23 protein-coding genes and 1 pseudogene are annotated in these 26,938 nt (G+C 73.0%); 17 read left to right on the top strand and 7 right to left on the bottom strand.

The window, feature by feature from the left end; translation table 11 throughout:
* Window positions 1-121 precede the first annotated feature (121 nt).
* Window positions 122-1,744: a GMC family oxidoreductase gene (locus PAI11_RS11330; protein WP_138974250.1), complete on the bottom strand. Its 1,623-nt coding sequence runs from the start codon at window positions 1,742-1,744 to the stop codon at window positions 122-124.
* A gap of 47 nt (window positions 1,745-1,791) precedes the next feature.
* Complete coding sequence (locus tag PAI11_RS11335) at window positions 1,792-3,303, bottom strand: flavin-containing monooxygenase (protein WP_007574672.1); 1,512 nt, start codon at window positions 3,301-3,303, stop codon at window positions 1,792-1,794.
* Between the two features lie 97 nt (window positions 3,304-3,400).
* Here PAI11_RS11335 and PAI11_RS28125 point away from each other — a divergent pair, with 97 nt between their 5' ends.
* Entirely contained in the window at window positions 3,401-4,480 is a 1,080-nt protein-coding gene (locus tag PAI11_RS28125; RefSeq protein WP_007574674.1) for an AraC family transcriptional regulator, read from the top strand.
* Between the two features lie 10 nt (window positions 4,481-4,490).
* On the opposite strand, the pseudogene PAI11_RS11345 reads toward PAI11_RS28125, so the two are convergent.
* A pseudogene (locus tag PAI11_RS11345) lies at window positions 4,491-5,408 on the bottom strand (AraC family transcriptional regulator); the annotation flags it as partial.
* 194 nt (window positions 5,409-5,602) lie between these two features.
* On the opposite strand from PAI11_RS11345, the gene PAI11_RS11350 reads away from it, so the two are divergent.
* The gene (locus PAI11_RS11350) at window positions 5,603-6,526 is read left to right on the top strand and encodes an SDR family NAD(P)-dependent oxidoreductase (protein ID WP_007574677.1); all 924 of its coding nucleotides are present in this window, start codon (window positions 5,603-5,605) and stop codon (window positions 6,524-6,526) included.
* A gap of 236 nt (window positions 6,527-6,762) precedes the next feature.
* Here the strand turns inward: PAI11_RS11350 and PAI11_RS11355 are convergent, their stop codons facing one another.
* From PAI11_RS11355 to PAI11_RS11370, 4 genes are read right to left on the bottom strand one after another with little or no spacing between them, the layout of a single operon-like run.
* A complete protein-coding gene (locus PAI11_RS11355) occupies window positions 6,763-7,590 on the bottom strand; it encodes an SDR family NAD(P)-dependent oxidoreductase (RefSeq protein WP_007574679.1) in 828 nt (275 codons plus the stop codon).
* 34 nt (window positions 7,591-7,624) lie between these two features.
* Window positions 7,625-8,050 carry a MaoC family dehydratase gene (locus PAI11_RS11360; RefSeq protein WP_007574681.1) on the bottom strand — a complete coding sequence of 142 codons (426 nt, stop codon included), beginning with the start codon at window positions 8,048-8,050 and terminating at the stop codon, window positions 7,625-7,627.
* Window positions 8,047-8,502 (bottom strand): MaoC family dehydratase N-terminal domain-containing protein, encoded by a 456-nt coding sequence (locus PAI11_RS11365; protein ID WP_007574683.1) that lies wholly within the window; start codon window positions 8,500-8,502, stop codon window positions 8,047-8,049. The genes PAI11_RS11360 and PAI11_RS11365 overlap by 4 nt, the downstream gene beginning before the upstream one ends.
* A complete protein-coding gene (locus PAI11_RS11370) occupies window positions 8,499-9,701 on the bottom strand; it encodes a lipid-transfer protein (RefSeq protein WP_007574685.1) in 1,203 nt (400 codons plus the stop codon). The genes PAI11_RS11365 and PAI11_RS11370 overlap by 4 nt, the downstream gene beginning before the upstream one ends.
* Before the next feature lie 127 nt (window positions 9,702-9,828).
* Between PAI11_RS11370 and PAI11_RS11375 the strand changes: the two genes are divergently transcribed.
* The 15 genes from PAI11_RS11375 (at window position 9,829) to PAI11_RS11445 (ending at window position 26,914) form a co-directional block, all read left to right on the top strand.
* Window positions 9,829-10,437 carry a TetR/AcrR family transcriptional regulator gene (locus tag PAI11_RS11375; protein ID WP_007574687.1) on the top strand — a complete coding sequence of 203 codons (609 nt, stop codon included), beginning with the start codon at window positions 9,829-9,831 and terminating at the stop codon, window positions 10,435-10,437.
* 281 nt (window positions 10,438-10,718) lie between these two features.
* Window positions 10,719-10,898: a DUF1508 domain-containing protein gene (locus PAI11_RS11380; protein ID WP_007574689.1), complete on the top strand. Its 180-nt coding sequence runs from the start codon at window positions 10,719-10,721 to the stop codon at window positions 10,896-10,898.
* Window positions 10,899-11,313: 415 nt separating this feature from the next.
* Window positions 11,314-12,366, top strand: coding sequence for an LLM class F420-dependent oxidoreductase (locus tag PAI11_RS11385; RefSeq protein WP_007574691.1), 1,053 nt, complete (start codon window positions 11,314-11,316; stop codon window positions 12,364-12,366).
* Window positions 12,367-12,472: 106 nt separating this feature from the next.
* The gene (locus PAI11_RS11390) at window positions 12,473-14,431 is read left to right on the top strand and encodes an AMP-binding protein (RefSeq protein ID WP_007574695.1); all 1,959 of its coding nucleotides are present in this window, start codon (window positions 12,473-12,475) and stop codon (window positions 14,429-14,431) included.
* A gap of 165 nt (window positions 14,432-14,596) precedes the next feature.
* On the top strand, window positions 14,597-15,064 hold the full coding sequence (locus tag PAI11_RS11395) for a nuclear transport factor 2 family protein (RefSeq protein ID WP_007574697.1): 468 nt from the start codon (window positions 14,597-14,599) through the stop codon (window positions 15,062-15,064).
* A 9-nt stretch (window positions 15,065-15,073) separates the two neighbouring features.
* Window positions 15,074-15,565, top strand: a complete 492-nt coding sequence (locus PAI11_RS11400; protein ID WP_007574699.1) for a nuclear transport factor 2 family protein — start codon at window positions 15,074-15,076, stop codon at window positions 15,563-15,565.
* Window positions 15,566-15,995: 430 nt separating this feature from the next.
* Window positions 15,996-16,739, top strand: coding sequence for an MlaE family ABC transporter permease (locus PAI11_RS11405; protein ID WP_040599944.1), 744 nt, complete (start codon window positions 15,996-15,998; stop codon window positions 16,737-16,739).
* A 15-nt stretch (window positions 16,740-16,754) separates the two neighbouring features.
* Complete coding sequence (locus PAI11_RS11410; protein ID WP_007574705.1) at window positions 16,755-17,624, top strand: MlaE family ABC transporter permease; 870 nt, start codon at window positions 16,755-16,757, stop codon at window positions 17,622-17,624.
* A gap of 6 nt (window positions 17,625-17,630) precedes the next feature.
* Window positions 17,631-19,133, top strand: a complete 1,503-nt coding sequence (locus PAI11_RS11415; RefSeq protein ID WP_040599945.1) for an MlaD family protein — start codon at window positions 17,631-17,633, stop codon at window positions 19,131-19,133.
* Entirely contained in the window at window positions 19,130-20,614 is a 1,485-nt protein-coding gene (locus tag PAI11_RS11420) for an MlaD family protein (protein ID WP_040599946.1), read from the top strand. Before PAI11_RS11415 ends, PAI11_RS11420 begins: the two co-directional genes overlap by 4 nt.
* A complete protein-coding gene (locus PAI11_RS25825) occupies window positions 20,611-21,978 on the top strand; it encodes an MlaD family protein (RefSeq protein ID WP_007574706.1) in 1,368 nt (455 codons plus the stop codon). The genes PAI11_RS11420 and PAI11_RS25825 overlap by 4 nt, the downstream gene beginning before the upstream one ends.
* A complete protein-coding gene (locus tag PAI11_RS26300) occupies window positions 21,975-23,474 on the top strand; it encodes an MlaD family protein (protein ID WP_007574708.1) in 1,500 nt (499 codons plus the stop codon). The genes PAI11_RS25825 and PAI11_RS26300 overlap by 4 nt, the downstream gene beginning before the upstream one ends.
* On the top strand, window positions 23,471-24,814 hold the full coding sequence (locus PAI11_RS11435) for an MCE family protein (protein ID WP_007574709.1): 1,344 nt from the start codon (window positions 23,471-23,473) through the stop codon (window positions 24,812-24,814). The genes PAI11_RS26300 and PAI11_RS11435 overlap by 4 nt, the downstream gene beginning before the upstream one ends.
* A complete protein-coding gene (locus PAI11_RS11440; protein WP_007574711.1) occupies window positions 24,811-26,166 on the top strand; it encodes an MlaD family protein in 1,356 nt (451 codons plus the stop codon). The genes PAI11_RS11435 and PAI11_RS11440 overlap by 4 nt, the downstream gene beginning before the upstream one ends.
* Window positions 26,156-26,914: a DUF4386 family protein gene (locus PAI11_RS11445; protein WP_138974252.1), complete on the top strand. Its 759-nt coding sequence runs from the start codon at window positions 26,156-26,158 to the stop codon at window positions 26,912-26,914. The genes PAI11_RS11440 and PAI11_RS11445 overlap by 11 nt, the downstream gene beginning before the upstream one ends.
* Window positions 26,915-26,938 lie beyond the last annotated feature (24 nt).

Consider the following 26,938-nt stretch of genomic DNA (forward strand, 5'->3'; position numbering starts at 1 on the left):
GCGGCGACCCGCGGATCGCCCATCCACGGGCCGGCCGCGGCGAGCGCGCGGCGGACGACGGCGATCGGCAGGCGGGGCGACGCCGGAAGGCCGATCGCCCGCGCCCCGGCCGCGCCGACGCTCATGCCGTCGTCGCCGCCGGGCGCGCTTCCCGGACCTGCTCCGCGCTCGCGCCGCGGCGGATGAAGTCGGCGCAGCGCTCGCCGATCATGATCGTCGGCGCGTGGGTGTTGCCGCGAGTGACGGTCGGCATCGCCGACGCGTCGCCGATCCGGAGGCCCTCGACGCCGTGCACGCGCAGCTCGGGGTCGCAGGCCCCTTCCTCCGGGGATCCGATCCGCGCGGAGCATGCCGGGTGGTACGTGTGCTGCGCGGTGTGGCGGATGAATCCGCGCAGTGACCCGTCGTCGGCGGTCCAGGGACCGGGGTTGATCTCGGGTCCGCGGATCCCGTCGAGCGCCGGCTGGGCGACGATCTCGCGCGTCCGCTGGATCGCCCGGACGATCGCGTCGACCTCGGAGCCCTGGCTCAGCAGGTTCAGGCGCACGCGCGCCTTCTGCGTCGGGTCGCCCGAGCTGACCAGGACGCTCCCGCGGCTCTCGGGCGCGACCAGCGACAGCCCGATCGAGAACGCCGGACGCGGATGCTGGCCCCGCCCGTGCTCCCAGAAGTAGATCGGTGCGATCACGAGCTCGACGTCGGCGGCGGGCAGCGACGGATCGGTGCGGATGAAGGCCAGGCCCTCGCCGACGTTGGTGGTCAGCGGGCCCTTGCGGGTCGCCAGCCAGCGCGCGACGTTGCGGGGGTGCTCGATGCCGAACAGGCCCGGGGTGCGCTCGTCGAGCTCCACGTTGACGAACTGGAACGGGTGATCCATCAGGTGGTGGCCGACGGCGGGCAGGTCGACCGCCGGCGCGATGCCGACCGCCCGCAGGTGCTCGGCGGGGCCGATCCCCGAGCGCTGCAGGACCTCGGGCGTCCCGAACGCGCCCGCGCAGAGGACGATGTCCCCCGAGGCCTCGATCTGGCGGATCCGGTTGCGGCGATCCGAGAGCTCGACGGCGACCGCTCGGCCGCCGCGGAGCACGACGCGGTGCACGAGCGCCCCGGTCAGGATCTCGAGGTTCGGCCGCCGCCGGGCCGGGCCCAGGAACGCCGTCGCGGTGTCGTGGCGGACGCCGTCGCGGACGTTGACCTGCGTCAGAGCGACTCCATCCTGGTGCTCGCCGTTGATGTCGTCGCGGCGCGTGATCCCGGCCTGCGCGCAGGCCTCGACGGTGGCGAGCGTCACGGGGTCGGGGTCGCGCACGGTCTGGACGTGCAGCGGGCCGCCCTGCCCGTGGTAGCGGTCCCGGAGGTCCTCGTTGTCCTCGGAGCGGACGAAGAACGGGAGCACGTCCTCCGCGCTCCAGCCGGTCGCGCCGCCGGCCTCCCACGAATCGAAGTCGTGGGCGCTGCCGCGCACGTACATCATCGCGTTCATCGAGGAGCAGCCGCCGAGCAGCCGTCCGCGGGGGTGGAACAGCTCGCGACCGGCCAGGTGCTCCTCGGGCTCGGTCCGGTAGGCCCAGTCGAGCTTGGTGTCGAACTGGCTGGCGAACGCCGCCGGCGCCTTGACCGACAGGCGGCGGTTGTGGCCACCGGCCTCGATCAGCAGCACGCGCCGGTCGGGATCCTCGCTCAGGCGGGCCGCGACGACGCAGCCGGCGGCTCCGGCGCCGATGACGATGTGATCGAAGCCCATGATCTTGCTCCTCGGGATGGGGGTGTCGGACGTGATCGCGGAGGGCATCAGGCGGCTGGCGCCGGTACCGGGACGCGATCGGGGACGGTCAGGGCGTACTCGGCGTCGTCGGGACGGCGCAGCATCCGGTAGAACGCGGCGATGTCGTAGGGCCACAGGGTCGGGTGGCCGTCGGGCCCGATGTACCAGGAGCGGCAGCCGGTGACCCAGACCGTGCCGGTCATGTCGGCGCGCAGCTGCGCGTTGAAGCGCGCCGTCGCCTCGGCGGTCGGCGCGACGTGGGTCAGCTCGCCCCGCGCGATCCGGCGGATCCAGCCGACGACGTGCTCGGCCTGGCCCTCGGCGATCGGCACCAGCGACGTGTTGCCGATTGGGCTGTTGGGCCCCATCAGCAGGAAGAGGTTCGGGAACCCCGGCAGCATCGTCGTCCGGTGGGCGCGCGGGCCGTCGGCCCAGGCCCGGTCGAGCGTGCGGTCGCCGGCGCTGATCCGCATCGGGCGCATGAACGCGTGGGCGTCGAACCCGGTGGCGAGGATCAGGGCGTCGAGCTGGTGCCGGCGCCCGTCGCGGGTGACCACCGCATCGGGCTCCACCCGCTCGATCGGATCGGTGACCACGTCGACGTGGGGCCGCTGGACGGCCCGCAGGTAGCCGGAGGACATGACGAGCCGTCGGCACATCGGCTCGTCCGTCGGCGTCAGCCGCGCGCGCAGGGCGCCGTCGCGGACGGTGCGCAGGTTGAGCCGGCAGACTGCCGCGACGAGCCGCCGCTCCCAGCCGTCGCGGATCACCGCTCGGCCGAACAGCGAGAACTGCCAGGCCGCGTTGCGGTAGGCGAACCGCCGCAGGCGCGGCGAGCGGCCCAGCAGCAGGCGCCACGCCCGACTGTAGGTGTGGTCGGGGACCGGCAGGATCCACTGGGCAGTGCGCTGGAACTGGGTGACCGAGGCGGCGTCGCGCGCGAGCGCCGTCACCAGCTGGACGCCGGTCGATCCGCTGCCGACGACGCCGACCCGTCGACCCGCCGTCGACCACTCCGGCCGCCACTGCGCCGAGTGGGCGACGGGTCCGGCGAACCGCTCCAGGCCCTCGATCGACGGGATGCGGGGGCGCTGTAGCACGCCCGTTGCGAGCACGACCGCGTCGAACGCCTCGCGCTCGCCGTTGCCGCTCTCGAGCCACCATCGGCTGCCGTCGAAGTCGGCGCTGCGGACCTCGGTCCCGAAGCGGATGCGGTCGTGGATGCCGGCCTCTCGCGCGGTCGCGCCGAGGTAGGCGTGGATCTGGTCGCCCGGGGCGAAGCGCCGGCTCCAGCCCGGGTTGGGGGCGAAGGAGTACGCGTAGAACGGCGACGGCACGTCGCACGCGACGCCCGGATAGCGGTTGGCCCGCCAGGTGCCGCCGAGGTCGTCGGCCTTCTCGAAGATCACGAACCGCGCGAAGCCGGCGTCGCGCAGCTTGATCGCCATGCAGATCCCGGACATGCCGGCGCCGACGATCGCGACGCGGGGTCCCTCGGTCGGGCTCGCTGGTCCGTCGGTCGGGCTGTCGAGGCGCATGCCACGACGCTAGGCTCGGCCGGCGGGGGACGACAGGAGATTGACGGACCACGGCTTGAGATTTGCGGACACTGCCGCCGCGGGTGACCGCGACTTCGTGCCCGCGGCCCCGTCGTGGGACTTCCTGCGTGCCTCGGCCGGGGTGCGGACCGTGGTAGACGCGGGGGTCGCGCGCGGCGTCGCGGCCGAGCGCTGCCTGCGGCTCACCGGCCTGTCCCCGCGCGACCTCGAGTCGCCCGATCTCGTGGTCGAGGCGGGGCAGGAGCTACAGGCGATGCGGAACCTGGTCGCGGCGGTCGGCGACGAGCCCGGCCTGGGCGCCGACGTCGGGCGGCGGTTCACCCTCGGGACGTTCGGCATCTGGGGGTACACGCTGCTGACGAGCCCGACCTGGGCTGAGGTGGTGTCGACCGGCGTGCGGTTCGCGCGGCTGTCCTACGCCTTCATCCGGCCGGTCCGGACCGCGGCCCAGAACGGCGTCGGCATCGACCTCGATCCGGGGGATGTGCCCGTCGACCTCGTCGACTTCGTCGTCGAGCGCGACCTGGCCGCGGCGATCATGCTCTTCACGGGCGTCGGCGGCGGCACGGCGCCGCTGCGGTTCCTGACCAGGTTCTCCGGCGACCGGCTCGCCGCGATCCGGGACGTGGCGCCGAGCGCGCGCGTCGCCGGCGCCCGGGCCGTCGATCGGATCGTCGTCGACTCTGCGGCGACCTCCCGCCGGCCGCCGCAGGCCGACGCCGTGACCCGCCACGACGCCGGGCGCGCGTGCGAGGAGCTGCTGGAGCGTCGTGCCCGGCGTCGCGGCGTCGCGGCGCGCGTTCGGGCGTTGCTGCTGCGGGATCCGGCCCAGCGCCCGACGATGTCCGAGGTCGCGGCGCGGCTCAACGTCGACCCGCGGACCCTCCGCCGGCACCTGGCGCTCGAGGGCGTGCGCTTCGACGCGCTGCGGGACGAGGTCTACAGCACGCTCGCCGTCGAGCTGCTCGACACCGCGGGGCTGACGGTCGACGAGACGCGCCGGCGGCTCGGCTACGCGGACGCCGCGAGCTTCACCCACGCGTTCCGGCGCTGGACGGGGACGACCCCGGGGGCGTGGCGGCGTCGCGCTCCGGAGGCTGGTCCGCCGGGCGGCTCGCCCGCCAGGCGGTCGGTGTCTGACCGGTCCAGCGGGTGAACGCCCGCGAGAAGCTGGCCGTCTCCGCGAACCCGGTGCGCGCGGCGACCTCGGCGATCGTCAGGCCGGGCTCCGCGACGAGCGCCTGACCGAGGGCCTGGCGGGCCTCGTCGAGCAGCGCGCGGAACGACGTCCCCTCCGCGGTGAGCCAGCGGCGGACGGTGCGCGGATCGGCGTTGAGCTCCCGCGCGATCTCGGCCAGCGAGGGGATTCTCCCCGGGTCCCGCAGCAGCCGCGCGCGGATCGCGCCCGCCCGCCCGGCGCGATGGCGACGGCGCTCCAGCAGCGCCCGGCACTGGCGCTCGCAGAGCGCGGCGCTCTCGTCGTCCGCCTGGGGGAGGGGGCGGCGCCAGAGCGACAGCGGCATCTCCAGGCGGGAGACGACGCCCGGGTCGGACGTCACCTCGCCGACGGTGGCGAGGGCGTCGGCGACGGAGCGGACGCTCGCTCCGGGCAGGTCGAGGACCATCCGCGTCCCGGGCAGCGGCCGCTCCCCGAGCATGCCGGCGATCAGGGCGACGGCCGCGGTCGCGTCGCGCTCGAGGAAGAAGGTGCGGACGTCGGCGGGGATCGCGTCGGCGTGGAACGAGAACAGCGCGCGGCGGTTGTCGATGGCGAGCGCCGGTCGCACGAACGCCGAGGTCATGCCGGCGTTGCGGAGGGCGATCGTCAGCCCGTCGCCGACGGTCGGGCTCGCGAGCATGGCGAACGCCAGCATCCCTGTGTTGACCAGCCGGTAGCGGGCGCCGGCGTCGGCGCCCAGGCCCGGCCGGTTCCCGAGCGCGTGGACGAGGTTGCGCGCCACCTGCAGCTCCGCCAGCGCGGGCACGATCGTCTCCGACCGCCGCAGGTCGTCCGCCGACAGGCCGCTGCCGGCGAGCAGCGCGGCCGCGGGCACCCCGTGGTCCTCGCCGACCTCGGTCAGCATGCGCGTCGCGACCGCCGAGCGCGGGAAGTCCCAGGAGGGGCGATGCGACTCCACCGACGCCGACGCTAGCAGCGGGAGCAGCGGCGACGGGCTCGCGGCGCCGATGCCTCGGGCCGCAAGGCGTGTCCGAACGGATCAACGGCCTGTCCGCGCGGATCGAGACGCCGCGACCGCGACCGCCTAGCGTCGGGGACATGGTCGAGGAGGAGCCGCGCCGGGTCGCTCCGTCGCCCTGCGCCGAGCGGGGCGGGCGTCGCCGCCTGTCGCTCCACGGACGGGTCGTCGTCATCACCGGAGGGGCGCGGGGGATCGGCCTGGCGACCGCTCGCCGCGCGGTCTCCCGCGGCGCCAGCGTGGCGCTCGTCGACCGCGACGGCGACGAGGCCCGGCGTGCCGCCGAGTGCTTGGGCCCGGCGGCGCTCGGCGTGGAGGCCGACGTGACGGATCCCGTCGCGCTGCGCCTCGCCGTGTCCCGCATCGCCGAGGCGCTGGGCGGCATCGACGTGCTCGTGGCCAACGCCGGCGTCCCGCCGACGGTCGCGACCGTCGAGCGCGGCGACCGGGCGGCGCACGACCGCGTGATCGACGTCAACCTGCGCGGCACGTGGAACACGATCGACGCCGTGCTGGGGGAGGTGGTGGCGCGCCGCGGCCACGTCCTGCTGGTGTCGTCGATGATGGCGTTCATGCCGTCGCCGTTCGGCGCCGCCTACGGCGCCTCGAAGGCGGCGGTCGAGGCGCTCGCCCGGGCGCTGCGCGTCGAGCTGGCGCCTGCGGGCGTGACGGTCGGGGTCGGCCACTTCGGGCTCGTGCGCACCGAACTGATCGACGGCGTCCTCGGCGATGCCGACTACGTGCGCTTCGCCGGCCAGGTCCCGGGCGCGCTGCGCTCGCGCGTCTCGGCCGAGCGGGTCGGGCGTGCGATCGTCGCGGGCGTCGAGCGGCGGTCGCCGCGGACGCTGGTCCCCGGCTGGCTCTGGGCCGCCTACCTGCTGCGTGGCGTGGTCGGCCCGGCGCTCGACGCCGTATACGCGCGCCGACCCGCCGCGCGCGAGGCCGCGGGCGCGCTCCGCGCGCGGGAGGCGGCCCGTGCGGCGGCGAGCGAGGCGGAGCGGTGATGGGCCGACGAGCGGCCGTGCGGCGGCGAGCGACGCGTCCGCGCCCGGGACCGCGCGAGCGATTAGGGCCCGTCGAGCCGAACGCGCGCCTCGGCGCGCCGACGGCACCCGACGGGTCCTCGGGCAACGCGGCCGGGCCGGCCTCCTCTCCGGCCATTGCGAGCCTCCATTCCCCGGCTCGGCCGCGCTCGCCCGTCCTCTCGCCGCCCTACGGCGGCGAGAGGAGGGACCTGCGGTCAGAGGCTCAGCCCGCCGCCGCAGATCAGGGTCTGGCCGCTGATGTAGTCGGACTCGGGGGTGGTCAGCAGGTAGACCGCGCCGGCAGCCTCCTCGGGCGTGCCGGCGCGGCCGAGCGGGATCATCTGCTCCATCGCCGAGAACAGCTGCGGGTTGACGCCGACCTTGATCTCGCGGCCCTGGACGTCGATCGTGCTGGAGCCGTCGGCGGTGGCCTCGGTCAGGCGGGTGCGGATGAACCCGAACGCGACCGTGTTGACGTTGACCGCGTAGCGGCCCCACTCCTTCGAGAGCGTCTTGGTCAGGCCGGTGATGCCGGCTTTGGCGGAGGAGTAGTTCGACTGGCCGGGGTTGCCGCCGGTGCCGGCGATCGAGGAGATGTTGACGACCTTGCGGTGGCGGATCGTTCCCGCCTCGCGCTCGGCCTTGGCGCGGGCGGCGATCACCGGCTGCGCCGCGCGCAGGATCCGGAACGGGGCCTTCAGGTGGACGTCGAGGATCGCGTCCCACTGCTCGTCGGTCATCTTCTGGATCACGGAGTCCCAGGTGAAGCCGGCGTTGTTGACGATGATGTCGAGCCCGTCGAAGGCCTCGACCGCGGTGTCGATCAGGCGGTCCGCGAACCCGTCCTCCGCGACGCTGCCGGCGACCGCGGTCGCGCTGCCGCCGGCCGCCGCGATCGCGGCCACGGCCTCGTCGGCCGGCTGCTGGTCGAGGTCGTTGACGACGACGCTCGCGCCCTCGCTCGCCAGCTTGGTCGCGATCTGCAGGCCGATGCCGCGCCCGCCGCCGGTGACCACGGCGACCTTTCCGTCCAGGGTTCCCATCTCTGCTGTCTTCCTTCGTCGTTGGTGTCGGGACTCAGGCGAGCGCGATCCGCGCGTCGCCGGCCAGGGTCAGGGTGCCGTCGGCGAGCGTCACGCCGAGCTCGACGGTGGCGATCCGCTCGCCGTCGACCTCGTCGATCGCGGTCACCCGTCCGCGGCAGGTGGGCTGGCCGTGGACCGGCGTGATCGCGGCGAACCGCACGCTCCACGACCGCAGTCGCTGCTGCGGGGCCCAGCCGGTCAGCAGCCGGCCCAGGTAGGCCATCGACAGCATCCCGTGGGCGAAGACGTCCGGCAGGCCGGCCGACTTCGCGACGTCGAGGTCGATGTGGATCGGGTTGTGGTCGCCGGACGCGCCGGCGAACAGCGCCAGGGTCGTGCGGCTGATCGGCGGCAGCTCCAGCGGCGGCAGCTCGCTGCCGACGTCGACGGTGGTCCAGGCCGTGTCGGTGGAGCTCATGCGCCGGCCCTCGGGTCGCGGACGACGATCGTGGTGCGGAGGTCGGCGACCGGGGCGTCGTCGCCGTCGGTGACCGCGATCTCGCGGACGACGAACTGCAGCGCGCCGCCCTTCTTCTCGAACAGGTCGGCGATCCGCGAGCGGAACCGCAGCGGCTCGCCGGCGACCGCGACGCGGTGGTAGGCGAACGACTGCTCGCCGTGGAGCACGTGGCGCAGGTCGATGCCCATCTCGCCGACGTAGGCGAACGAGTCGGGGCGCTCGACGTCGAGGCCGAAGAGGAACGTCGGCGGCACCGGCAGGTCGCCGTGGCCGGCCGCCCTGGCCGCGTCCAGGTCGCTGTAGACCGGGTCCTGCTCGCCGATCGCGTGGGCGAAGAACCGCAGCCGGCCGCGCTCGGCGACCGCCTCGAACGAGCTGGTCTCGCGGCCGATGAAGGAGCGATCGATCATGCCGCGACCTGCGGCTGGCGGTAGACGGTCACGACGGCGGCGCCGCCGAGCCCGAGGTTGTGCTGGAGGGCGACCTGGGCGCCGTCGACCTGGCGGCCCGCGGCCTGCCCGCGCAGCTGCCAGGTCAGCTCGCTGCACTGCGCCAGGCCGGTCGCGCCGAGCGGGTGGCCCTTCGAGATCAGGCCGCCGGACGGGTTGACGACGGGGCCGTCGCCGCCGTAGGTCGTCGCCTGCCGCTCGACCAGCTCGTGGCCGTGGCCGACCTCGGCCAGGCCCAGCCCCTCGTAGGTCAGCAGCTCGTTGGTCGAGAAGCAGTCGTGCAGCTCGATCACGTCGACGTCGCCGATCGCGGTTTGGGCCTCGTCGAGCGCCAGGCGGGCCGCGTCGCGGGTCATGTCGAAGCCGACGACGCCGATCGCGGTCGCCTCGTCGCGGGTCGCGGGGGTGTCGGTCGTCAGCGCCTGGCCGGCGATCTCGATCGCGCGGTCCCAGAGGTCGTGCTCGTCGACGAACCGCTCGCTGGCGACGATCGCCGCGGCCGCGCCGTCCGAGGTCGGCGAGCACTGGAGCTTGGTCAGCGGGCTGAAGATCTCGCGCGCGTCCTTGATGTCCTGCAGCGAGTACTCGTCCTGGAACTGCGAGTACGGGTTCTCGACCGAGTGCTTGTGGTTCTTCCAGCCGATCCAGGCGAAGTGCTCGGGCTTGGAGCCATAGAGCTCCATGTGCTCGCGGCCGGCGGCGCCGAACAGCTGCGGCGCGAACGGCGCGCTCTCGTCCCAGCCGCGCAGCTCGACCAGCCGCGCCAGGTGGCGATCCATCGGCGAGGTCCGGTCGGGGAACTTCATCCCCAGCGACCCGCGCTCCATCTTCTCGAAGCCGATCGCGAGCGCGACGTCGGAGAGCCCGGCCTTGACCGCCCGCCGGGCCAGGTACAGGGCGCTGGAGCCGGTCGAGCAGTTGTTGTTGACGTTGACGATCGGGATCCCGGTCAGGCCGAGCCCGTAGATCGCGCGCTCGCCGGCGGTCGAGTCGCCGTAGCAGTAGCCGGCGTAGGCCTCCTGGACCAGCGAGTAGTCGATGCCGGCGTCGGCCAGCGCCTTGCCGCCGGCCTCGGCGGCCCAGTCGGGGTAGTCGCCCTGCTTGCTGCCGGGCTTGTCGAACTTCGTCATGCCGACGCCGATCACGTACGTGCGCTGCACGGGGTCTCCTCTCGTGGTCCTCACGCCGCCGGGTCGACCGGCGGGCACGGGCGGAATGGCCCACCCGGCCTAACACGATATACAGATTGCGTATGAATGTAAGGCAGTGCGCGATACGATCGACCGCGTGAGCACCGCCGAGCCCGCCGCCGCCACGACCGTCGACCGGATCCTCGACGCGTGCGCCGAGCAGGCCGTCGACGTCGGCCTGCGGCGCGTGACGATGGAGGACGTCGCCCGCCGCGCGGGGCTGGCGCGCGTCACGCTCTACGCCCACTTCCCGAGCAAGCGGGCGGTCCTCGACGCGACGTTCGCCCGCGAGGTCGAGCGCTTCAACGCCTACGTCGCCCGGGTCGTCGAGCGCTTCGACGATCCCGGGGAGCGGATCGTCCAGACGTTCGTGCGCACCTGTCGCGGCCTGCGGGCGAACCGGATCGTCGGCCGCGCGCTGCGCAGCGACCCGGCGGAGTTCCTCGCGCTGATGGCGGGGGACAGCCCGGTGATGGCCGACGCGATCGGCTGGTGCGCGGACCACCTGCGGGCCGCCGTGGCCGCCACGCCGTACGAGGCGATGGACGCCGACGCGACGGCCGAGGTGCTGACGCGGCTGGCGCAGTCGCTGCTGATCAGCCCGCCGTCGGGCTTCGACCTCGACAGCGACGAGGGCGCGGCCGCGGTCGCGCGGGCGTGGATCCTGCCCGGCGTCCACGCGAGCATGGCCGCAGTCGAGCCGTAGCCCTCCCCGGTCTCGGCGCCGTTCTGGCCCGATCCCCGCGCCCGAGCCGACGCATGCGAGTTGCCGGGGGGCGGGCCGTCCTGGGGAGCCCGGTCCCGGACCCAGGTCTCGGGCGGGCAGAGATGGCGCGTCGCTCAGTCGGTCCGCTACTCAGACGACGACCAACGCGATGCGCGCCCGCAGCCTGGATCGAGTAGCCCGACCTCTTGTACCTGGTGCGCCGGTGCGATGGCGGGTACGCTCGCGGCGTTCCGTTTCCGTGCTCCCTTGGAGGAGGCACCATGGCGAAGTTCGTTGTGTATCCGGACGCTGGCGGCAACTACCGCTGGAAGCTCGTTGCCGGCAACGGGCAGACGACGGCGAGCTCCGGTGAGAGCTTCTCGTCCAAGTCGGCCGCGAAGTCCGCTGCGGAGGGCGTCAAGGCCTCCGCCGGAAGCGCCGAGATCGAGGTCCAGGACTAGGTCACAGACCGACCACGGGCTTCTGGCGCCGAGGGTTCGGCGTTTGCCGGTCGCCCAGCTCGACCGCCGACGGGCATCACCCATCGCGGGAGGGATACCGCCCACCCGGGGGATGCCCGCGGATGATCGGGCGGCGATCCTGTCGTTGGTCGCGTCGCCGCGTGTCCGGTCTGGTCGCGGCGGCGCGGCGCGGTGTCGCGAACGGGCCCGGCGGGAGCGTCGGAGCCGATCGTGGCGCACCCACATACCGCGTCGCGGCGGTCGCTTCCTCCGCGGCGCCCTCCTCCCCGGACCGCGTTGCTCGTCGACCGACGGGCGGCGCGGTCCACGGGGTCGCCGCGGTCCGCTCGGGGGAGCGAGATGCCCCCATCGAGAGACGAGTCCCCGCCGATCGCCGACTAGCGTCGCAGTCCTGATGCGACTCGGCCTGCACATCGCCTACTGGGGACTCGGCCTGGACGCCGCCGAGCAGCTGCGACTGGTGAAGGAGGCCGAGCGGCTGGACTTCGCGTCGGTCTGGGTCGGGGAGGCGTACGGATCCGACGCGGCGACGGTGCTCGCCTGGATCGCCGCCCAGACCGAGCGGATCGAGATCGGCTCCGGCGTCTTCCAGATGCCGGCCCGCTCGGCGGCGATGACGGCGATGACCGCCGCCACCCTCGACCAGCTCTCCGGTGGGCGCTTCCGGCTCGGCCTCGGGACGTCGGGGCCGCAGGTCGCCGAGGGCTGGCACGGGTCGCGCTTCGACCGCCCGCTGACCCGCACTCGCGAGTACGTCGAGGTGGTGCGGATGGCGCTCGCCCGCGAGCGGGTCGCCTATGCCGGCAAGACCCTCACGCTGCCGCTGCCGGACGGCCCCGGCAAGGCGCTGAAGCTGACGATCGCGCCCCACCAGGAGCGGATCCCGATCTCGCTCGCGGCGATCGGCCCCAAGAACACGACCCTTGCCGGCGAGATCGCGGACGGGTGGATCCCGGTCCTGTTCTCGCCCGAGCACGTCGAGACCACCGCCGGGCTGCTGCGCGAGGGCGCCGAGCGCGGGGGCCGCTCGATCGATGACGTCGCGATCACGCCGCTCGTCTACGCCGCGGTGATGGACGACCTGGTGGCGGCGCGCGACGCGGTCCGGCCGATGCTGGCGCTCTACGTCGGCGGCATGGGCTCGCGCGAGAGGAACTTCTACAACACGCTCGTCCGCTCCTACGGCTTCGGCGAGGCGGCCGATCGGGTCCAGGACCTCTACCTGGCCGGCCGCAAGGACGAGGCGATGGCCGCCCTGCCCGACGAGCTGATCGACAGCGTCTGCCTGTGCGCGACGCCGGACACCGTCGGCGAGCGGCTGGCCGCCTACGCCGACGCGGGGGTCGACACGCTGCTGATCAACCCGATCGGGGAGACGGTCGACGAGCGGCTGACGCAGCTGACCGCGCTGGCGCGGGCGGGTGCGGGCGCCGTCAGCGGGGCCTGACGAGACGGCGATCGGCCCGCCGCGCCGGCCGGATCCCCCCGAAGGCGGAGCTTCGTCCTCCCGGCGGGCGTTGTCGGCGCAGGCCCAGGCGAGGACAGTCCCGCGCATGCAACGCTACGCCTGGGAGCCGACGCCGGACCGGATCGCCGAGGCGAACGTCACGCGGCTGATGCGCAAGGCCGGCAGTGCGTCCATCGACGAGCTGCGGCGAAGCTCGGTGGCGGACATCGACTGGTACTGGGACCTGGTCGTCCACGACCTGGAGCTGCCCTTCGATCGACCCTACGAGCGGGTCCGCGACAGCTCGGCCGGAGTCGAGTGGACGAAGTGGTTCATCGGCGGGCAGCTGAACGTGGCGACGGCCTGCGTCGACCGCTGGCGCCACGATCCGGACGTCGCCGACACGCCGGCGGTGATCCACGAGGACGAGACCGGCGAGACCAGCACGCTGAGCTACCGCGAACTGGCCGAGGCGGTCGACCGCGCCGCCGCCGGCCTGCGGGCGCGGGGGATCGGCAAGGGCGACGCGGTCGGGGTGTTCCTGCCGATGATCCCCGAGGCGGTGATCTCGGCCTACGCGATCGCCAAGGTCGGCGCGCTCTACGTGCCGCTCTTCTCCGGCTTCGCGGCGTCGGCGCTGGCCTCGCGCCTCGACGATGCCCAGGCGCGACTGGTGATCACCGCCGACTGGTCGTGGCGCCGCGGACGCCGGGGGCCGATGAAGCCGGCCCTCGACGAGGCGCTGCCCGCCTGCCCGAGCGTCGAGACGGTGGTCGTGGTCGAGCGCGCCGATACCGATGCCGCCGTTCGCCGGGGTCCGATCGACGTCAGCTGGCGCGAGTTCGCCGCGCCGGTCGACGGCCCGGTCGCGGCGGCCCCGACCAGCGCCGAGGACCCGCTGCTGCTCGGCTACACGTCCGGCACCACCGGTCGGCCGAAGGGGGCCGTCCACACCCACGCCGGTTTCCTGGTCAAGGTCGCGTCCGAGGTCGCCTACGAGTTCGACCTGCGGCGCGGCGACGTCTTCTTCTGGGTCACCGACATGGGCTGGGTGATGGGGCCGTTGTCGACCTTCGGGACGCACGCCCTCGGCGGTGCGCTGCTGCTCTACGAGGGCGCACCCGACACGCCGGCGCCCGACCGGCTGTGGCAGGTCGCGGCCCGCCACCAGGTCTCGATGTTCGGGGTCTCGCCGACGCTCGTCCGGGCGCTGAAGGCCCACGGCGACGAACTGCCGGGCCGCCACGACCTGTCCGGCGTGCGGACCTTCGGCTCGACGGGGGAGCCATGGGACGAGGACTCCTACTGGTGGCTCAGCGACGTCGTCGGCGGCGGTCGGGCCCCGATCATCAACTTCTCCGGCGGGACCGAGATCGGCGGGGCGTTCCTGGCTCCGTTCGTCGTCGAGCCGATCCGGCCGTGCTCGCTCGGCGGGCCCTCGCTGGGGATGGACGTCGACGTCTTCGACGCCAGCGGGCGCCCGGTCCGCGGCGAGCTCGGCGAGCTGGTCTGCCGCCAGCCGTGGCCGGCGATGACCCGCGGCGTCTGGGGCGACCCGGAGCGCTACCGCGAGGCCTACTGGTCGACGTTCCCCGGTGTCTGGCGCCACGGCGACTGGGCGAAGGCCGACCTCGATGGCGAGTGGTACCTGTTCGGCCGCTCCGACGAGGCGATCAACGTCGCGGGCAAGCGGGTCGGGCCGGCCGAGGTCGAGAGCGTCCTGGTCGCCCATCCCGGCGTCGCCGAGGCCGCCGTGATCGGCGTCCCCGACGTCGACAAGGGCGAGGCGATCTGGTGCTACTGGACGCCGACGGCCGCCGAGGGCGAGGACGTCTCCGACGAGCTGCGGGCCGCGATCGGGGGCGAGCTGGGCAAGCCCTTCACGCCGGCCCGGGTGTTGCGCGTCGACGCCCTGCCGAAGACCCGCTCGGCCAAGATCATGCGCCGGGCGATCCGGGCGGTGACGATCGGCGGCGACCCGGGCGATCTCTCCGGGGCCGAGAACCCGGAGGCGCTGGAGCTGATCCGGACGGCCGCCGGCAGCGCGATCGCCGGCGTCGGCTGAGGCTCGCCGCGGGCCCATCGCGAGGCGGTCCTCCCAACGGACGGTGCGGTTCCTCCCGCGGGAAGACGGCGCGCCACGGGGCCGCGACTACGGTCGCTTCGAAGGGTCGGCCGGCGCCTCGCGGCACCGGTCCCACCACCACGAGCACCACCTAGGGAGGACCCCATGGACTACGCGTTCGCCGTCAAGTGGCTGAAGGCGTTCCGACACAGCGCGGAGGCGATCTGCGAGCTGTACGCGGACGACTTCGTCTTCGAGGACCCGATCCTCGACCAGTACCAGATCCGCGACAAGGGCGACCTCGGTCGGATCTTCGTGCTGTACGCGAACAAGGACCGCGAGAACGGCCTCGGCGTCCACAACTTCCGGATCCGCGGCTACGAGGGCGACCGCCGCAGCGGCCTGATCCGCTGGGAGTGGACGCCCGAGGACGCCGGCAACTTCATCGGCCTCGACGTGACGAACAAGCCGTTCTTCACCCAGGGCCACACGTTCCACGTCTACGACGAGCAGGGCCGGATCACGCGCGAGTCGTCGTGGTGGGACGTCGGGGCGATCCTGACCGCGATCGGCCAGCCCGGGATCGAGAAGGCCCGGATCCCCGCGAAGTCGGCTGTCGCCGGCGCGGCCTGAGAGGACTCCATGACCAGCATCGACTTCGCCCGCACCTGGGCGGACACCCGCCAGAACGACCTCGAGGCGCACGCCGCGCTGTACGCCGCCGACGAGCGCTTCACGATCGAGGAGCGGATGGTCGACGACCACCTCGGCGACACGATCAGCGATCGCGCGGACCTGCTCGCGCAGCTTGCGCCCTACGCCAACAAGGACCGCGACAACGGGCTCGGCGTCCAGACGATCACCGTCACCGAGGCGTTCGCCGGCAACGGGCACCTGATGATCCACTGGGACTGGTCGGTCGAGGGCCTGGAGACCTTCCACGGCCTGCCGGTCGAGGGTCGCACCCTGACCTCCAAGGGCTCGACGTTCCTGCAGTTCGACGATGCCGGGAAGATCACGCTCGAGTCGACGATCCTCAACGAGAACCCGGTCTTCCAGCAGCTCGGGCTGCCGATCATCACGCCGCACTACTGGGAGGAGGGCTTCGACCCCGCCTCCCTCACGGCTGCCTGACCGGCGCCCGCACGCGCCCCCGCGGCGCGGCCCACGAGACCCCATCCAGCACGCGCGGCCGGGAGCACTGCTCCCGGCCGTCGCGCGTCATCGAGCAGCAGAACGCGGGCCCCGGCGCAAGCGTCGTGGACGGCCGTCGGAGGGCGTCTCCCACCAAGGGGGGAGGGATCCTCTCCCCCCGCAGGATGGTTCCTGTGCACGGCCGCACATACGGTAGCTCTCGTTGGGAACCGCGCCTGGGAGTGGCGCCCGGATCCCACCGGGAGAGAGAGCCAATGAGCCTGGACGGAGACGCCTGATGGCTACAGCCACGGGTACCAATGCCGGAGCGACCGTCGAGCGCGGTCAGCTCCCGGGCGGCCTGACGCGGCCACCCGCGCCACCGAAGGGGCTGCCCGCCCCGCTCGGTTGGATCGAGCAGCTGACGGGGATGACCCTCCTGACCCTGCAGACGATGCGGGCCGCGGTCTCGCCGCCGTACAACTGGGGCGGCGAGTTCATCGAGCAGTGCTGGCTGGTGACCAAGCGGGCGTTCATCCCGCTGATGTTCTGCACGCTGGTCTTCTCCTACGGCGCGCCTGGCGTCACCGGCGGCAGCATCCTCGCGACGCTCGCCACCACCGACCGGCTCGGGGCGTTCGCCGTCATGGCCTCGGTCCGCGAGCTGGCGACCTGGATCAACGGGATGGTGATCGCGGGCGTCGCCGGGACCGCGATCTGCGCCGACCTCGGCGCCCGCAAGGTCCGCGACGAGCTCGACGCGCTGGCCGTGCTCGGGACCGACCTGATCAAGACGCTGATCGTCCCGCGGTTCTTCGCGCTCGGGCTGATGACGGTCGTCTTCAACTACTGGAACACCGCGATCAGCCTGGTCGGGCAGCTGATCGCGAACATGACCGTCTGGCAGGAGTCGGCGGCCGGGTACCTGTCGACCTTCTCGTCGAACTTCACGATCGCCGAGGTCGCCTTCAACACCCTGAAGGTCCTGACGTTCGGCTTCATCATCGCCGTCGTCTGCTGCTACAAGGGCATGAACGCCAAGGGCGGCGCGGCCGGGGTCGGGCGCGCGGTCAACCAGGCCGTCGTCGTCTCGTTCTGCGCGGTCTACGTCTACAACTACCTCCTGAACTCGCTGCTCCTCGGCGCGTTCCCGGAGACGTCCACGCTTCGCTGAGGCCGGGAGAGCACCGTGGAAGCTGGAGTCCAACCCTCCCCGTACGAGCCGCGTCGCCGGCGCCCGACCCGCCCCTCGGGCCTGGAGCGCTTCGCGAACGGCTTCGTCGACCCCGTCCGCAACATCCTGGTCGAGGCCGGCCAGATCGCCGCCTTCGGGTTCCGGGCGATCATCGAGCTGCCCGGCGTGCTGCGCTACAGCGCCGAGATGCTGCGCCAGGTCGCGCTGCTGATCACCGGCTCCGCGCTGGTGCTGTGGGCGATGCAGTTCACCTTCGGGCTGACCTGCGGCAACGAGTCGGTCTACGTCCTGCGCGGCTACGGCGCGTCGAGCTACGCCGGCGTCTTCAGCGCGCTCTGCCCGATCCGCGAGGCGACGCCGTTCATGTTCGCCTACATGGTCGGGGCCAAGATCGGCTGCGGCTACGTAGCCGAGATCGGCTCGATGCGGATCAACGAGGAGATCGACGCGATGGAGTCGCTCGGCCTCAACCCGATGCGGTACCTGATCGGGACGCGGCTGCTGGCGAACATCCTCGTCTCGCTGCCGATCTTCGTCGTCGGGCTGGTGCTCTTCTACGTCGGCGAGGTCTTCGTGATCCTGTTCCAGATCGGCGAGATCTCCCGCGGTGCGTGGGAGTCGGTCCACTGGGCCTTCACCGACGGACCGTCGATCATCTTCAGCTACCTGAAGACGCTGGTGATGTGGATCGCGATCGTGATCGCGTCCATGTACTACGGCTACACCGCTCGCGGCGGACCCGTCGGGGTGGGGGAGGCGACGGCCAGATCGATGGTCGTCGCGTTGATGCTGACGATGGTCCTGAACGAGGGCTTCACGTTCTTCTTCTGGGGCGTCGATCCCAAGCTCCCGGTCGGTGGGTGAGGCCGGATGCCACAGGAACAGAGCGTTCCGCGGACGCCCCTGCGCCGACTCGGGCCCAGCAGCGGTCCGCAGCCGCCGCGCAGGCGCGGTCCCAACCCGGTCGTCGGCGGCGTTCGCTGGCTCGTCGGCCACCCGTGGTCGATCGTCGGCGCCGCCTTCGTCGTCTGGTTCGCCTTCTGGGTGATCGGAACCCGCGAGCAGAAGCACCACGTCAAGGCGGCCTTCTCGTCGGCCTTCAACATCACGCCGGGGCTCGACGTCCAAGTCGACGGCCTCGATGTCGGCAAGGTCGGCAAGGTCGAGTACCAGGACGGTCGCGCGATCGTCGAGATCGGCGTCAACGACGACGACTACTGGCCGCTGCCGCAGGGCACCACCGTCAAGACCCGCTACGGCACGACGATCGGCTCCGGCACCCGCCGGCTCGACCTGCACCTGGGACCCAAGGGCGCGCCGGCGATCCCGGACGGCGGGATCATCGCGGCCAAGGACACGCGGCCGGCGGTCGACGTCGATCAGGTCCTCAACACGCTCAACGACGACACCCGCGGCAAGGTCAAGAGCCTTCAGGGCAACGTCGACAGCGCGGTCTCCGGGACCGAGCGCGACGCCAACCGCGGGCTCGCCGCGACTGGCCGCGGGATCCGCGACATCGATGGCTTCCTGGCCGACCTCGGCAGCGACAGCGCGGCCCTCCGCGGGCTCGTCGCCAACACCGATCGCCTGACCCGCACGCTCGCCTCGCGGGCACCGCAGGTCAGCGATCTGGTGACCGTCGGCGCCCGGACCTTCGAGGCGTTCGGATCGCGCTCGCGCGAGATCCAGCAGACGCTCGACGGCGTGCCCGGCGCGATGGCCGAGGCCCGCACCACGCTGGCCCGGGTCGACGGCAGCGTCGGCACCCTGACCGGCCTGGTCGGCGACCTCGAGCCCGGCGCCAAGCGGCTGAAGCCGCTGGCCCGCGCCGCGACGCCGGCGCTGCGACAGCTCTACGACATCGTGCCGACGGCGCTCTCGACCGTCCGCACCACGACCCGGGTCGCGCCGGCGCTGAACAGCCTGCTGACCGACGGCTCGCCGTTCGTCACCAAGGCCGAGCGGATCCTGCGCGAGGCCAAGCCGATGATCGCCTGCATCCGTCCGTACACCCCTGAGGCGGCCGGGGCGGTCGTCGGGCTCGGCGGTTGGCTGCAGTCGTACCAGCTGAAGGACAAGCAGGCCCCGATCGAGACCCAGCTGCTCGACCAGCCGATGCCGTACCGCGGACGCGAGGAGAACGGCAAGATCCGGCTCCACGGCATCCGCGCGCGGATCAACGCCAGCACGGCCACGCTGCACGCCTGGCCCCCGATCGTCACCACCGAGCTGTTCACCAAGATCGGGCTCAAGCAGTACGCCTACCCGCGCCCGCCGGGGCTGATCCGCGGCGAGCCGTGGTTCCAGCCCCAGTGCGGGGTCGGGCCCGAGTCGCTCGACCCGAGCAAGGATCCTGAGGAGCGCGACCGATGACCCCGCGACGGATCGTCGTCGGGCTGCTGGCCGCCGCCGTCCTGGTGACGGGGTGGATCCTGCTGTCCGGCGGCGACGACGCCTACCGCGTCGACGTGGAGCTGCCGAACGCCGGGGGGCTGCGCAAGCACTCCTCGGTCAAGATCGCCGGGGTTCCCGGCGGGACGGTGGCCGACCTGGAGATCACCGATCGCGACACCGCGATCGCCAAGCTCGACCTGAAGTCGAACTCCGCCCCGATCGGGCGCGGCGCGTCGGTCAAGATCCGCCCGACCGACCTGCTCGGCGAGCGCTACGTCGCGCTCGACGTCGGCGACCGCCGCCGTCCGCTGCCGTCCGGCTCCCGGATCCCGCTGGCCAAGGCCTCGCTGCCGGTCGAGCTGGACGACGTCCTGAACACGTTCGACGAGGACACGCGGACCCGCGTCAAGATCCTGGTCAACGAGTTCGGCGTCGCGCTCGGCTCGCGGGGGAAGGACCTGGCCAAGCTGCTCGACGCGATGCCGCCGTCGCTCGACGACGCGCGCAAGCTCGTCTCCGAGGTCGTGGCCGAGAACCGGTCGCTCGGCGCCCTGATCGAGCGCGGCGACCGGATCACCGCGTCGATCGACCCGAAGAAGGACGACCTCGCGAAGCTGATCGACCAGGCCGACCGGACGCTGAAGGAGGTCGCCGACCGTCGCCAGTCGCTGGGGCGCGCTCTCGACAGCGCTCCGGCCGGCCTCGCCGAGCTGCGGCGGACGCTCGCCCAGCTGCGGACGACCTCGACCAGCCTGCGGCCCGCCGCGGCCGACCTGCAGCGCAGCGCCCAGCCGCTGCGCGGCACGCTCGCCGCGCTGCCCGGGTTCGAGGACGCGGCCCGCGACAGCCTGAAGGCCGCCAACGAGGCGGCGCCGCAGCTGCGCAAGCTCGGCGATCAGGCGACCGCACCGCTGCAGCGCCTGCGCCCGACCCTGGCGCAGCTGCGTCAGGTCTCCGACCTGGCCACCCCGACCCTCGACGAGCTCGACCGACGGGCCTTCGAGGACATCCTCTGGTTCGTCCAGAACTGGTCGCTGGGGCTGAAGAACCGCGACGGCCTCGGACACTTCATCGGCGCCAAGGTCTCCGTCGGCACGCAGACGATCCGCTCGGTGGTCGACAGCCTGCTGGGCGGCGGCACCGAGCACGGCCAGCCGCCGGACCCGGCCGATCCGCCGGATCCCGACCTCGCTGCCGACGCGGCCGGGGCGACGGCCGCGGCCCGCGCCGCGACGCCGCGCAAGCCGTTGCTGCGGTCGGTGCTCGACGCCGCGAGCGGAGTCGGACGCCGGGTCGGCGGTCACGGGCGCGGCGTCGATGCCCGGCGGACCGCTGCCGAGCGCGCGGCCCGTCGCGCCGAGCGCCGTCGCGCCGCCGCTCGTGCCCGGGCGACCTCGGCGGCGACGGCTCCGAAGCGGGCCGCGACCCGCGGGCTCCTCAACACCTGGGTGGGACGATGAGACGGATTGGACGTCGCGCGGCCGGTCGCCGCACCAGCAGGTTCTCGGTCCTGGCGATCGGGCTGGCGGCGATCGCCGTGCTGTCGCTGATGGCATGGGTCGGCTACCGCGCCGCCGACACCGTCCCCGGGCGCGAGTACTACAACCTCAAGGCCGAGTTCGACGGCGCGGACAACCTCGCCAACCACTACGAGGTCCGGATCGGCGGGCTCCGCGCCGGTCAGATCCTTCGGCCGCGCGTCAAGGACGGCAAGGCGCTCGTCGACCTGCGACTCGACAAGAAGTTCGCGCCGCTGCGCTCGGACACCCAGCTGCGGATCCGCCTGCGCAGCGCCGTCGGCGTCCGCTACCTGGAGATGATCCCGGGGACCAAGGGTCGCCCGTTGCCCGAGGGCGCGACGATCCCGGCGGCCAACGCCCGGATCCCGGTCGCGCTCGACGACGTGCTCGGCACGCTCGACCCGCGGACCCGCGAGCGGACCCGCACGTTGCTGAACGAGCTCGGCGCGGGCGCGGGCGGCGCGGGCGACCAGGTCAACCTGGCACTGAAGGAGTTGCCGCCGTTCCTGCGCGACGTCCAGACGCTGGCCGAGCCGCTCGTCGCCGAGCCGGGGATCACCGGCCGCTTCGTCCGCTCGACCGCCAGCGCCGCGGCCGGCTTCGACGCCGTCCGCGACACGATGGCCGCCGGCTTCGAGCCGGAGCGGGCGGCCCTGAAGCCGTTCGCCGACAACGCCGACGCGCTCGGCGAGACGCTCGACGAGGCGACCCCGACGCTGAACCAGCTGCAGGCGCAGCTGCCGCAGGTCGAGCGGCTGGTGGCGGCCGTCGACGGGCTCGCCCGCGATGGACGCCCGGCGCTGCGGGTCGCGCCGGCCGCGCTGCGCCAGACGACCGCGTTGATGCGCGGCTCGCGGCCCGCCCTGCGACAGGCGCGCGAGACGCTCGACAAGGCTCGCGACGCGGTCGACCCGACCGTCGGCCTGCTGACCGACCTGGTCCCGCAGGCGCCGCGGATCGAGCGGGCGCTCGGCGACATCACGCCGACGCTGCGCTCGGTCGCCCCACGCGCCTGCGAGCTCAGCAACGCGATGACCGGCTGGAGCGAGTTCATGAAGTGGGGCAACACGACCAGCAACTTCATCCGCTTCCAGGTCACCTTCAACCCGGGCGACATCCTCGGCGGCGCGACCGCGACGCGGCAGGGCCCGGACGGCAAGCCGCTGCTTTCCCAGTTCGTGCACACCAACCCCTACCCCGGACCGTGCGTCAACGGCGAGGGCGAGGCCGGCAAGCAGATGCCCCGGGTGGAGGAATCGATGAAGGGCCTCACCTACTCCAAGAGCTTCCAGGCGATCCGATGAGCCGTCGCACGCGCAAGGGCGGTCGCCGCCGGTTCGAGATCCAGCCCGGCCAGCACCGCCCCAAGAACGCCCGCAACGGCCTGATCTTCGTCGTCCTCGCCGGCCTCTTCCTGTTCGTGATCTACACGAAGCCGGGAATCCCGTTCCTGGACGGCGGCGGCACCGAGATCGCCGCCGACATCGACAACGGCGCCAACATCCGGCCGGGCTACACCCCGGTCCGCGTCCAGGGCGTCGAGGTCGGCCAGGTCACCAGCGTCGGGCGCGCCGCGTCCGGCAAGGGCGTCCGGATCGCGATGAAGATCGACGACGGCAAGGGCGTCAGCGTCCGCCGCGACGCGACCCTGACCCTGCGCTGGCGGACGCTGCTGGGCCGCAACCTGTACGTCGACCTGAAGCCGGGCTCGCCGAGCGCCCCGCCGCTCGGCGACGACACGATCGCCCTCGCGAGGACATCGACCCAGACCGAGCTCGACGAGGCGATCGAGCCGCTCGACGACCACGGCCGCCAGGCGGTCAAGACGATCGTCAACGAGTTCGACAAGGGCTTCGCGTCGCCCGACGGCTACCGCCGGACGGTCCGGGCGCTGCGCCCGGCGATGCGCTCGCTCGGCCCCGGCCTGCGGGCGCTGCGCGGGACCCAGCCCGGAGACCTGCCGCGGATGATCCGGGCCACCAGCCGCACGGTCGGCGCGGTCGCACGCGACGAGGTCGCGCTCGGCGAGCTGATCAACAGCGGCCGCGTCGCGCTTGGCGTCACGGCGGCCCGCCAGGCGGACCTGCGCGGGCTGCTCAGCGCCGCGCCCGGGGCGCTGGCCGAGACGCGGCGGACGATGGTCCGGTTGCGCTCGACGCTCGACGTCCTCGACCCGCTGGCCCGCGACCTGCGGCCGGGGGTGCGCAAGCTGGAGGGCTCGGCCCGCGATGCCCAGACGGTCCTGACCGCGGCGACCCCGCTGCTGAAGGACGCCCGCCCGACGCTGCGGGCACTGCAGCCTGCGGTCCAGGACCTGACCAAGCTGACGACCTCGGGCAACGCCTTCATCGACGCGCTCGACCCGACCCTCGACCGGCTGATCTACCCGATCCTGCCGTGGGCCCGCCAGCGCGACATCGAGTCGAAGCGCAAGAACTACGAGGTGATCGGGCCGGCCCTCTCGTCGGCGGCGGGCGTCACGGCACTCGGTGACCGCAACGGCCCGGTCGCCAACTTCGAGGCGGGCGTCGGGGAGGGCCTGCCGGGTCTCTCGCCCTGCAAGACCTTCCTCACCAACGAGTACGTCGCGCCGGACGAGAAGCTCAACTGCGAGCTGGCGGCGCGCCTGATCCAGGGCCTCCTGACCGGCACCCCGCCGGACAAGGTCGAGCTGCGCGGCGGGACGGTGCCCGAGAAGAAGCTGCGGGCGATCATGGACGACAAGGCGAAGCTGCGGTCGCTGGTGCGCAAGGCCGCGCCGGGGCTGGCCGGCACGACCACGAAGGAGCGGGGCCGATGAGCGACAAGGTCGGACTCGATCGGCTCAAGCTCGAGCTCCGCCGCGCGACGGTCCCGGGCCTGCTGTTCCTGGGGCTCTGCGTGGCCGGGCTGTTCACGGCGGTCAACATCGTCCGCAACCTGGCCGGCGACAAGCCGTGGGTCGACTACGTCCAGTACAAGGTCGCCTTCGACAACGTCGAGGGCGTGGTCCCCGGACGCCACGAGCTGCGGATCGCCGGGGTCAAGGCCGGCAGCATCGCCGATTCGCGGCTGGAGCACGGCCATCCGGTCCTGGTCCTGAAGGTCGAGAAGAAGTACGCGCCGCTGCACACCAACGCCAAGGTCGTGATCCGGCCGGTGACCGCGCTGGAGGACATGTACGTCGACATCGTCAGCCGCGGGACCAAGAGCGCCCCCGTCCTGCAGGCCAGCGCGACCCTGCCGGCCACCCGCACCAAGTCGATGGTCGAGGTCGGCCGGGTCCTGAACGTGCTCGACGAGGACACGCGGCCGCGGCTGGCGACGCTGCTGACCCAGCTGGCCCGGGGCACCGACGATCGGGGCGAGCGGATGCGCCAGGCGTTCGCGCAGCTCGGGCCGTTCCTCGAGGTCGCGACCCAGCTCGGCGACACGCTCAACGGCCGCCGCGCGAGCCTCGCCCGCCTGGTCCACAACTTCGGCAACGTGACCGAGGTCCTCGCGACGCGCGACCGGCAGCTCGCCGGCTTCGTCGACCAGGGCAGCAAGACGCTCGCGACGCTGGCCCAGCACGACCGGTCGCTGTCGGCGACGATCGGCCAGCTGCCCGGCACCCTCGGCGAGCTGCGCACGACCTTCGCCAACGTCCGCCGGACCGAGACGACGCTCGACTCCGCGCTGCGGTCGCTGCGCCCCGTCGCCAAGGCGCTGCCGTCGGGGCTCGACAGCCTGAGCGCGTTCTCGAAGGACGCGACCCCGGCGATCCGCTCGCTGCGACCGGCGATGCGGAGCCTGGTGCCGTTGGCGCAGGAGCTGCCCAACACGGCGGCGACCGGCGAGCGAGCGCTCGCTCCGCTGGCGAAGCAGGCCAAGCAGCTCGACCACGGGACGACGCTGCTGCAGCCGTGCCTGCCGCTGGTCAGCACGTTCCTGAACCGGCTCAACTCGCTGCTCAAGTTCGGCGATGGAGGCTATGTCCCCGACGCCCGGGCCTCGGTGATCGTGGACTTCCACACGCCGCTCGAGCTGCTCAAGGACCCGGACTGGCGAATCGCGCCGCCGTGCTTCAAGGACCCGGAGGCCGCGTACCGGGCCAACGGGCCGCAGACCAAGCGGCTGCCGTCGCGCGACGACGCGGAGAGCAAGGAGAGCGCCCGATGAAGAACACCCGGCTCGGCGGCAAGGCGCTCGTCCTCCTGACCCTGGTGGCAGGCGGACTGGCGATCTTGGCCTACTTCTACACGACAGCCGGCGGCCGACTGCCGCTGACGGAGGACCCGTACCGGGTGACGGCGGTCCTCTCGGACTCGCAGCAGCTGCTGAAGCACGCCGACGTCCGTGCGGCCGGGGTCAAGATCGGCTCGGTCGGCACGATCGAGAACGACGGCGATCGGATCCGCGTCGACCTGGAGCTCGACAAGAAGTACGCGCCGATCTACCGCAACGCGAAGATCCTGGTTCGCCAGAAGACCCTGGTCGGCGAGAACTACGTCGAGATCACGCCCGGCGACCCGAAGTCCGGCGGCGTGCCCGACGGCGGCACGCTGGCCGTCGCCCGCCAGCGCGAGGCGGTCCCGATCGACCGCGTCCTCAACTCGCTCGACGCGCGGACGCGGCGCGACGTCAGCCGCAACCTGCAGACCGCGGGCGGGAGCGTCGCGGGCCGCGCCGAGGATCTCAACGACCTCTTCGACCGCGTCCCGCCGCTGGCCGAGGACGGCAGCAAGCTGCTCGACGTGCTCAACGACCAGCGCGGCCAGATCACGGCGATCGTCCGCAACACCGGCACGGTGATGCAGGCGATCAGCGATCGCAGCGGCGACCTTCAGTCGCTGGTCCGGACCGCCAAGACGACGGCCGAGGCGGTCGCCGCCCGCGACGGCGCCGTCAAGGAGACCTTCGAGTCGCTGCCGCCGACGCTGCGCCAGGCGCGCACCAGCGTCCGCAAGCTGACGGGCTTCTCGGGAACGGCGACGCCAGTGGTCGAGGATCTGCGGACGTCGCTGCAGACGCTGCGCCCGGTGCTGGCCGAGCTGGCACCGACCGCCACCCGTGCCCGCAAGCTGACCGACGAGTTGCCGGCGCTGTTCCGCGCCGCCAACCCGGCGCTGGCGAGCCTGCGGACGTTCACGGTCGACGCGACCGGCACCGTCCCGCGGCTCGAGGCGATGCTGCGCGAGGCGAACCCGGCGCTGGACTACCTGAAGCCCTACAACCGCGACATCGCCGGCCTGCTGTCGAACTTCGGCACCGCCGCGATGTTCGACAAGTGGGGCACGGTCGGCCGCTGCCTGTGCCCGATCAGCGACCGGACGCTGGCCAACTGGACGCCGGAGCTGCGAGCGCTCGTCGCGCCGCTGCTGGACCAGGGGATCGTCAAGGACCTGATCCACGAGTCGACCAACCCCTACCGCAGGCCGGGTTCGCTGCCCTACGCTGACCAGGAGTTCACGGGCACGTACCCGCGGATCCGGAGCGACACCAGCGGATTGGACGCGGAGCGTGGGAAGTAGCGACGAGGACGAGGCAGTGCTCGCCCGCGAGCGGCGACGGGGGCGGTTGGTCGGCGTGGCCGGGATCGCCAGCGTCGCGGCGATGCTCGGAGCGGTGATGCTCGCCAGCGCCGCGACCAGCGGCTCGGCGCGGCCGACCGGCCCCGGCTTCACCGACGAGCCGATCGATCGAGCCCGTCACCTGGCCGACTTCCACGAGCACGCCGGCACCCACACCGGCTCGGCGAGCCTGCGGGTGCTCGGACTGGTGCTGGTCGCCCTCGTCGGGCTCTACCTGTGGTCGCTGGTTCGGACCCGCGACGCGGCGGTCGCGCGGCCGTACCTGCTGTGGCTGACCGTCCTCGGACCCGGCCTCGTCGCCGCAGCCACGATCTTCGGCTTCGCGGCCCTCCAGCACGTCGCCGACCTCTTCATGGCCTCGGGCGCCCGCACGACGCCGCGGGCGAAGCAGCTGATCGACGACTCCGGGGCGATGCGCGTGGCGAGCGTCGCCGACGGCCTCAGCCGGATCGTCTTCGCCGTCTGGCTGGCGCTGCTGGCGACCGCGGCGATGCGGGTTGGGCTGCTGTCGCGCTTCCTGGGGTACTGGGGCGTGGCCGGTGCAGGCTCGTTCGTGCTGCTGCCGATCGGCGACGCGATGGTCGCCGCCTGGGTCGGCAGCATCGGGGTCCTGGCGCTCGGCTACTGGCCGGGTGGGCGCCCGCCGGCGTGGCGCAGCACGACGCCGCAGCCGGTCGAGGCGATCTGACGCAGGCGAACGCGAAGCGGCGGC

Source organism: Patulibacter medicamentivorans (genome assembly GCF_000240225.1).
Lineage (GTDB): Bacteria > Actinomycetota > Thermoleophilia > Solirubrobacterales > Solirubrobacteraceae > Patulibacter > Patulibacter medicamentivorans.

What these genes read in the sequence shown, in the direction of transcription:
- PAI11_RS11330 (WP_138974250.1), bottom strand. Translation starts at nt 1,744, where the DNA reads ATGGGCTTCGATCACATCGTCATCGGCGCCGGAGCCGCCGGCTGCGTC.
- PAI11_RS11335 (WP_007574672.1), bottom strand. Translation starts at nt 3,303, where the DNA reads ATGCGCCTCGACAGCCCGACCGACGGACCAGCGAGCCCGACCGAGGGA.
- PAI11_RS11350 (WP_007574677.1), top strand. Translation starts at nt 5,603, where the DNA reads ATGGTCGAGGAGGAGCCGCGCCGGGTCGCTCCGTCGCCCTGCGCCGAG.
- PAI11_RS11355 (WP_007574679.1), bottom strand. Translation starts at nt 7,590, where the DNA reads ATGGGAACCCTGGACGGAAAGGTCGCCGTGGTCACCGGCGGCGGGCGC.
- PAI11_RS11360 (WP_007574681.1), bottom strand. Translation starts at nt 8,050, where the DNA reads ATGAGCTCCACCGACACGGCCTGGACCACCGTCGACGTCGGCAGCGAG.
- PAI11_RS11365 (WP_007574683.1), bottom strand. Translation starts at nt 8,502, where the DNA reads ATGATCGATCGCTCCTTCATCGGCCGCGAGACCAGCTCGTTCGAGGCG.
- PAI11_RS11380 (WP_007574689.1), top strand. Translation starts at nt 10,719, where the DNA reads ATGGCGAAGTTCGTTGTGTATCCGGACGCTGGCGGCAACTACCGCTGG.
- PAI11_RS11385 (WP_007574691.1), top strand. Translation starts at nt 11,314, where the DNA reads ATGCGACTCGGCCTGCACATCGCCTACTGGGGACTCGGCCTGGACGCC.
- PAI11_RS11390 (WP_007574695.1), top strand. Translation starts at nt 12,473, where the DNA reads ATGCAACGCTACGCCTGGGAGCCGACGCCGGACCGGATCGCCGAGGCG.
- PAI11_RS11395 (WP_007574697.1), top strand. Translation starts at nt 14,597, where the DNA reads ATGGACTACGCGTTCGCCGTCAAGTGGCTGAAGGCGTTCCGACACAGC.
- PAI11_RS11400 (WP_007574699.1), top strand. Translation starts at nt 15,074, where the DNA reads ATGACCAGCATCGACTTCGCCCGCACCTGGGCGGACACCCGCCAGAAC.
- PAI11_RS11405 (WP_040599944.1), top strand. Translation starts at nt 15,996, where the DNA reads ATGACCCTCCTGACCCTGCAGACGATGCGGGCCGCGGTCTCGCCGCCG.
- PAI11_RS11415 (WP_040599945.1), top strand. Translation starts at nt 17,631, where the DNA reads ATGCCACAGGAACAGAGCGTTCCGCGGACGCCCCTGCGCCGACTCGGG.
- PAI11_RS11420 (WP_040599946.1), top strand. Translation starts at nt 19,130, where the DNA reads ATGACCCCGCGACGGATCGTCGTCGGGCTGCTGGCCGCCGCCGTCCTG.
- PAI11_RS25825 (WP_007574706.1), top strand. Translation starts at nt 20,611, where the DNA reads ATGAGACGGATTGGACGTCGCGCGGCCGGTCGCCGCACCAGCAGGTTC.
- PAI11_RS26300 (WP_007574708.1), top strand. Translation starts at nt 21,975, where the DNA reads ATGAGCCGTCGCACGCGCAAGGGCGGTCGCCGCCGGTTCGAGATCCAG.
- PAI11_RS11435 (WP_007574709.1), top strand. Translation starts at nt 23,471, where the DNA reads ATGAGCGACAAGGTCGGACTCGATCGGCTCAAGCTCGAGCTCCGCCGC.
- PAI11_RS11440 (WP_007574711.1), top strand. Translation starts at nt 24,811, where the DNA reads ATGAAGAACACCCGGCTCGGCGGCAAGGCGCTCGTCCTCCTGACCCTG.